The organism is Phenylobacterium sp., from assembly GCF_020253645.1.
Lineage (GTDB): Bacteria > Pseudomonadota > Alphaproteobacteria > Caulobacterales > Caulobacteraceae > Phenylobacterium.
In genome coordinates, this window is the sequence record NZ_JADCBG010000097.1 from 1 (window position 1) to 7,150 (window position 7,150).

A 7,150-nucleotide genomic window follows, 5' to 3' on the forward strand; every position below is an offset into this window, starting at 1 on the left:
CCGGAATAGTCGACGCGCTTGCCCAGCAGGTTCTGGCGGAACCGGCCCTGCTTGCCCTTCAGCATGTCGGCGAGCGACTTCAGGGGCCGCTTGTTGGCGCCGGTGATGACCCGGCCGCGACGGCCGTTGTCGAACAGGGCGTCCACCGCTTCCTGCAGCATCCGCTTTTCGTTGCGGATGATGATGTCCGGGGCCCGCAGCTCCATCAGGCGCTTCAGGCGGTTGTTCCGGTTGATCACCCGGCGATAGAGGTCGTTCAGGTCGGACGTGGCGAAGCGGCCGCCGTCCAGGGGCACCAGCGGGCGCAGCTCGGGCGGGATGACCGGGATGACCGACAGGATCATCCATTCCGGCTTGTTCTTGCTCTCGATGAAGCTCTCGATGAGCTTGAGGCGCTTGGACGTCTTCTTCAGCTTCATCTCGGACGTGGTGGTGAGGAGGTCCTCACGCAGCTTGTCCGCTTCCTTGGGCAGGTCGATGCCCTTCAGCAGGCCCTGGATGGCCTCTGCGCCGATCTCGGCGGTGAAACTGTCGTCGCCGAACTCCTCCTGGTAGCGGAGGTAGTCGTCCTCGGAGAGGAGCTGGTGCATCTTCAGGGCCGTCAGGCCCGGCTCGGTGACGATGTAGTACTCGAAGTACAGGACCCGCTCGATGTCCTTCAGGGGCATGTCCAGCATCATGGCGATGCGGCTGGGCAGGGACTTCAGGAACCAGATGTGGGCGACCGGGCTGGCCAGCTCGATGTGGCCCATGCGCTCGCGCCGGACGCGGGCCAGGGTGACCTCGACGCCGCACTTCTCGCAGATGATGCCCTTGTACTTCATGCGCTTGTACTTGCCGCACAGGCACTCGTAGTCCTTCGTCGGGCCGAAGATGCGCGCGCAGAAGAGGCCGTCGCGCTCCGGCTTGAAGGTCCGGTAGTTGATGGTCTCGGGCTTCTTGATCTCGCCGAAGGACCAGGACCGGATCTTCTCCGGGCTGGCGAGGGCGATGCGGATGCGGTCGAAGGTCGGGGCGGCCTGGACCGGGTTGAAGATGTTCAGGACTTCCTGGTTCATGGGTCTTCCAGTTCGTCAGAGATTCCGGAAGCGGATCGGGAGGGACTGACGGCCCCTCCCCCCGCAATTGGGCGGCAGGCGGTTACGCCTCAGGTGTTCTCAAGCTCTACGTTGAGGCCGAGGGAACGCATCTCCTTGACCAGCACGTTGAAGCTCTCGGGGATGCCCGCCTCGAAGGTGTCGTCGCCGCGCACGATGGACTCGTACACCTTGGTCCGGCCGGCCACGTCGTCGGACTTCACCGTCAGCATCTCCTGCAGGGTGTAGGCGGCGCCGTAGGCCTCGAGGGCCCAGACCTCCATCTCCCCGAAGCGCTGCCCGCCGAACTGGGCCTTGCCGCCCAGCGGCTGCTGGGTGACCAGGGAGTAAGGTCCGATGGACCGGGCGTGGATCTTGTCGTCGACCAGGTGGTGCAGCTTCAGCATGTAAATATAGCCCACCGTCACCGGGCGCTTGAACTGCTCGCCGGTCTGGCCGTCGTACAGGATCGACTGGCCCGAGCGGGCCAGGCCCGCCTGCTCCAGGAGGTTCTCGATGTCCTCGATCCGGGCCCCGTCGAACACGGGCGTTGCGAAGGGCACACCCTTCGACAGGTTCCGGGCGAGCTCGACCAGTTCCTCGTCGGTGTCGGGAAGCTCCTGGTCAGGCCCGTAAATCCCGCGCAGGTGATCGATCAGGGCCTTGCGCTGGCCGCCGTTACGCCAGGCCTCAAGGACCTCGGCGATCTGGCGACCAAGCCCGGCGGCGGCCCAGCCGAGATGGGTCTCGAAGATCTGCCCGACATTCATCCGGCTGGGCACGCCCAGCGGGTTGAGGACGATGTCCACGTTCCGCCCGTCCTCCAGGTAGGGCATGTCCTCGATGGGAAGGATCTTGGAGATGACCCCCTTGTTGCCGTGCCGGCCGGCCATCTTGTCGCCGGGCTGAAGCTTGCGCTTCACGGCCACGAAGACCTTGACCATCTTCATGACGCCGGGGGGCAGCTCGTCGCCGCGCTTCAGCTTCTCGACCTTGTCGTCGAAGCGGCGGTCGAGGCGCTTGCGGGCCTCGTCGAACTGGCGGCGCATGGCCTCCAGCTCGCCCATCGCCTTCTCGTCCTCGAGGGCGATCTGCCACCAGAGACCGGGCGAAACCTCCTCCAGCTTCTCCGGCGTGATCTCGCCGCGACCGACGCCCTTCGGGCCGGAGAGAGCGACCTTCCCGGTGAGCAGGGTGCGAAGCCGCGAGGTCATGTTGCGGTTCAGGATGGCGAACTCGTCATCCCGGTCCTTGCCGAGGCGCTCGATCTCGTCGCGCTCGATCGCCTGGGCGCGCTCATCCTTGTCCACCCCATGGCGGTTGAACACACGAACCTCGACCACCGTCCCGGCGACGCCGGGGGGCAGCCTCAGGGAGGTGTCGCGCACGTCGGAGGCCTTCTCGCCGAAGATGGCGCGGAGAAGCTTCTCCTCCGGGGTCATCGGGCTTTCACCCTTGGGCGTCACCTTTCCGACCAGGATGTCTCCCGGCAGGACCTCAGCGCCGATCGCCACGATGCCGGCCTCGTCGAGATTGCGCAGGGCCTCCTCGCCGACGTTCGGGATGTCGCGGGTGATTTCCTCTGGTCCCAGCTTGGTGTCGCGGGCCATGACCTCGAATTCCTCGATGTGGATCGAGGTAAAGACGTCATCGCGCACGATGCGCTCGGAGATCAGGATCGAGTCCTCGAAGTTGTAGCCGTTCCAGGGCATGAAGGCGACGAGGACGTTCCGGCCCAGGGCCAGTTCGCCCAGTTCCGTCGACGGGCCGTCGGCTATGACGTCGCCAGCAGCGACCCGGTCGCCCACCTGAACCAGCGGACGCTGGTTGATGCAGGTCGAGGTGTTGGAACGCTGGAACTTCTGCAGGCGGTAGATGTCGACGCCGGACTTCGAGGGATCGCTTTCCTCGGTGGCCCGGATCACGATCCGGGTGCCGTCGATCTGCTCCACCACGCCGGTGCGGCGGGCGACGACCACGGCGCCGGAGTCCACCGCCACGACGCTTTCCATGCCCGTGCCGACCAGGGGCGCATCCGACTGGATGAGCGGCACGGCCTGCTTCTGCATGTTCGAGCCCATCAGGGCGCGGTTGGCGTCGTCGTTCTCAAGGAAGGGGATCAGCGAGGCGGCGACCGAGACGACCTGCTTGGGCGAGACGTCCATAAGGTCCACGTCGGCCTTGGGCAGGAGCGAAGGCTCGCCATTGATCCGGCCGGGCACCAGGTCCTCGGCAATCTCGCCTGCATCCAGCTTGATGTTGGCCTGGGCGATGACGTGCTTGGCCTCCTCCATGGCCGACATGTAGACCACCTCGTCGGTGATCCGGCCGTCCTTGATGCGCCGGTAGGGGCTCTCGATGAAGCCGTACTTGTTGACCACGGCGTGGGTGGCCAGGGAGTTGATCAGGCCGATATTCGGGCCTTCCGGGGTCTCGATGGGGCAGATCCGGCCGTAGTGCGTCGGGTGCACGTCGCGCACCTCGAAGCCGGCGCGCTCGCGGGTCAGGCCGCCCGGGCCAAGGGCCGACAGACGCCGCTTGTGGGTGATCTCCGAGAGCGGGTTGGTCTGGTCCATGAACTGCGAGAGCTGGGACGAGCCGAAGAACTCGCGAACCGCCGCCGCCGCCGGCTTGGCGTTGATGAGGTCGTGCGGCATGACCGTGTCGATGTCGACCGAGCTCATGCGCTCCTTGATCGCCCGCTCCATGCGCAGCAGGCCGACCCGGTACTGGTTCTCGAGCAGTTCGCCCACCGAACGGACCCGGCGGTTGCCGAGGTTGTCGATGTCGTCGATCTCGCCGCGGCCGTCGCGCAGGCCCACCAGGGTCTTGAGCACGGCCAGGATGTCGTCCTTGCGAAGCACCCGGACATCATCCGGGCAGTCCAGCTCGAGGCGCATGTTCATCTTCACGCGGCCGACCGAGGACAGGTCGTAGCGCTCGGAGTCGAAGAAAAGCGACTTGAACATCGCCTCGGCCGCCTCGACTGTCGGCGGCTCGCCCGGGCGCATGACCCGGTAGATGTCGAAGAGCGCGTCTTCCCTCGCGGTGTTCTTGTCGATCCGCAGGGTGTTGCGGATGTAGGCGCCCATGTTGACTTCGTCGATGTCGAGCAGGTCGAAGCCGGTGAAGCCCTGCGCCTCAAGGTCGGCGATCAGTCCGGCGTCCAGCTCATCGCCCGCCTCGGCGTAGATCTCCCCCGTCTCCATATTGACGAGGTCGCGGGCCATGTATCGGCCGGTCAGCGCCTCGGCCGGGAGCAGGAGCGCCTTCAGGCCACCGTCAGCGAAGCGCTTGGCGTTACGTGCGGAGATCTTCTGGCCCGCCGGGGCGATTTCTTCTCCGGTGTCGGCGTTGACGAGGGCGAACTCGGGCTTCACCCCCCGCCAGCGCTCCGGCCTGTAGGGAATGGTCCAGCCGCCCTCCCGCTTCTCGCACGGCACGCTGTCATAGAAGGTGCCGAGGATTTCCTCGCCATCCATGCCCAGGGCCATGAGGAAGGTCGTGGCCGGCAGCTTCCGGCGCCGATCGATCCGGACATAGACCACGTCCTTGGCGTCGAACTCGAAGTCCAGCCAAGAGCCGCGGTATGGGATGACGCGGGCGGCGAACAGCAGCTTGCCGGAAGCGTGGGTCTTGCCCTTGTCATGGTCGAAGAAGACGCCGGGCGAGCGGTGCATCTGCGAGACGATCACCCGCTGGGTGCCGTTCACGATGAAGGTGCCCTTCTCGGTCATGAGCGGGATGTCGCCCATGTAGACATCCTGCTCCTTGATGTCCTTGACGGAGCGGGCGCCGGTCTCTTCGTCCGTCTCGAACACGATCAGTCGCAGCTTGACCTTCAGCGGCGCGGCGAACGTCATGTCCCGCTGGACGCACTCCTCGACGTCGTACTTCGGATCCTCGAACTCGTAGGAAACGTATTCCAGCACCGCGCGCTCGTTGAAGTCCCTGATCGGGAAGACCGACCGGAAGACCGCCTCGATGCCCTCGTCCCGCCGCGGCCCGGACCGCGCATCGCGCTGCAGGAACTGCTCATAGGACGAGCGCTGGACCTCGATCAGGTTCGGCATCTGCACGGCTTCGGGGATGCGGCCGAACGACTTGCGGATCCGCTTCTTGCCGGTGAAGGACTGAGCCATTGTCTTCCCTTGAACAGCGCGCGGGACGGTCCCCGGGCGCAGAATGTGCATCCTGTCGTCCACCCTTGAACCCCCGGAAGGCCGGAGGCCGGACGCTGCAGGCCCCCATCTCGCCGGGGGCGTTCCCTCGCGCGGCCGAAGGGCGACTGGCCACGCCTCGGAACAGAGGCGCGCGAAACGGCTGGCCAAGGCCAGTGGAATCGCGAATGGCGGGAGGTAGTCGATAATCCCGCCCAAGGGAAGAGCATGACGTCAAGAAACTGCAACATGACAAGTCCGGACCGGAGACGCGCGATGGAGCTGATGACGGCGGGCATGGCCACCGCCCTTTCCCTCCCGGCTATTGCCCGAGCCGAAAGGCCGGACTTCGGACCCTGCGCTGGCTTCATCGCCTCCGCCCCTGGTCGCCGCAGGACACGGACACGGGGAGAAGCCCCTGCAGGGCGGCGGTTCCGGCTGGACAGCCCCTTCCGGGTCGCTTCGGTCTCGAAGATGGTCGCCGCGTCCGTGATCGTCCCCATCGCCACAGGCCTTCCCGGGGGACTCGACGCGGATGTCTCGGACCGGGTCGGGTTTCGACTCCGGCATCCCGCCTGGCCGGAAACGCCGATCCGCCTGCGACACCTCCTGTCGCACACGAGCGGCCTGAGGAACGGTCCGAGCTATCCCGTACCCGCGGGTCGGCTGCTGTCCTCAGCCTTCACCCCGGGCGGCGCCCATTTCGATGAAGGCGGCTGGTTTGGTCCCCCGGACTTCCCGCCCGGCGCGCGCTTTTCCTATGCGGACGTGAACTTCGCCGTGCTGGCCCAGTGGGCGGAACAGGTCACAGGCCAGCGCTTCGACCATTTGATGCGGGACCGGCTCCTCGCCCCCGCCGGGACGGACGCCGGCTACAACTGGAGCGGCGTATCGCAGGCCGCGCGCCAGCGCGCGGCCCCTGGCCTCCGGCGCGAGGGAGACGCCTGGGTTTCCCAGGTCGACGCCGTGCCGCCCAGTGCGCCCAGGGCCAGCCTGCTTGCCGCGCCTGAGACCCCCGGCCTCACGGACGTCGATCTACGGCCTGGCGAGAACGGCTTCGCCTTCTCACCCCAGGGCGGACTGCGACTAAGCCTCGAGGACATGGACCGTCTCGCCCGGCGCTTCCTTTCGGCTCCGGGGACCTATGCGGACCTGGAGGCCACAGCTTGGCGGCTTGGCCCCGAGGGCGCAGACAACGAGGGTGGGGTGATGCTCGCCTATGGGCTGGGGGTCCAGGTGCTGACGGGCCTGCCGGGGACCTCGGGCGACGCCTTCTTCGGACCGGACTCGGCCGACTGGCGCGGCCATCTCGGGGACGCCTATGGCTGGATGACCGGGCTGTTCTGGAACCGGCGGACCGATGAGAGCCTGGTCTGGGCCCTGAACGGCATGCCCGAGACCGGCCGGCCGCCAGGCCGTCGCACGGCCCTGACAGCGCCGGAAGAGGACCTGATCGCGGCAGGCCTGCGAGCACTCGGGCGCCGGGAGGGGCCTGGATAGTCGCCACCCCGTGGGGGGGCGCACCCATGGAGCGGAAACCGAAGGCCAACTGCCGATCACCAGACCCGGAGGTGGGCCCCTTTTCCACCCCCCAAGAGGGCCAAAGACAAAATAAGGCGAGCGGTACCTAGGCCACAATCCATCCGGGAGCCAGGTCGGCCAAGGAAACGCCGACCAGTATGACCTGCCCGCCGCCAGACATGGAGACCACCACATCGGCGCCAGCTTGCGCTACAGAGTAGCTCGTTCCTGAATCAAGGACGACACGATCGCCCTCGGCGCGGTTGAAATCGACCAACCGGTCGATCCCGGCCTCACCGAAGCTGCGAAACTCGTCGGCGCCTGCTCCGCCCGAAATCGTGTCGTTACCCCGGTCGCCAAAAATAAGATCGTCGCCAGCGCCTCCAGATACGC

The 7,150-nt window shown here is 66.6% G+C and carries 2 protein-coding genes and 2 pseudogenes; 1 reads left to right on the forward strand and 3 read right to left on the reverse strand.

The window, feature by feature from the left end:
• Together INE98_RS06740 and rpoB are read right to left on the reverse strand one after the other, a co-directional pair.
• Positions 1-1,058 (reverse strand): annotated as a pseudogene (locus INE98_RS06740) (DNA-directed RNA polymerase subunit beta'); the annotation flags it as partial.
• Between the two features lie 89 nt (positions 1,059-1,147).
• Positions 1,148-5,218, reverse strand: a complete 4,071-nt coding sequence (gene rpoB / locus INE98_RS06745) for a DNA-directed RNA polymerase subunit beta (RefSeq protein WP_293537623.1) — start codon at positions 5,216-5,218, stop codon at positions 1,148-1,150.
• A 294-nt stretch (positions 5,219-5,512) separates the two neighbouring features.
• Here rpoB and INE98_RS06750 point away from each other — a divergent pair, with 294 nt between their 5' ends.
• Entirely contained in the window at positions 5,513-6,736 is a 1,224-nt protein-coding gene (locus tag INE98_RS06750) for a serine hydrolase (protein ID WP_293537625.1), read from the forward strand.
• A 127-nt stretch (positions 6,737-6,863) separates the two neighbouring features.
• On the opposite strand, the pseudogene INE98_RS06755 reads toward INE98_RS06750, so the two are convergent.
• A pseudogene (locus INE98_RS06755) lies at positions 6,864-7,150 on the reverse strand (calcium-binding protein); the annotation flags it as partial.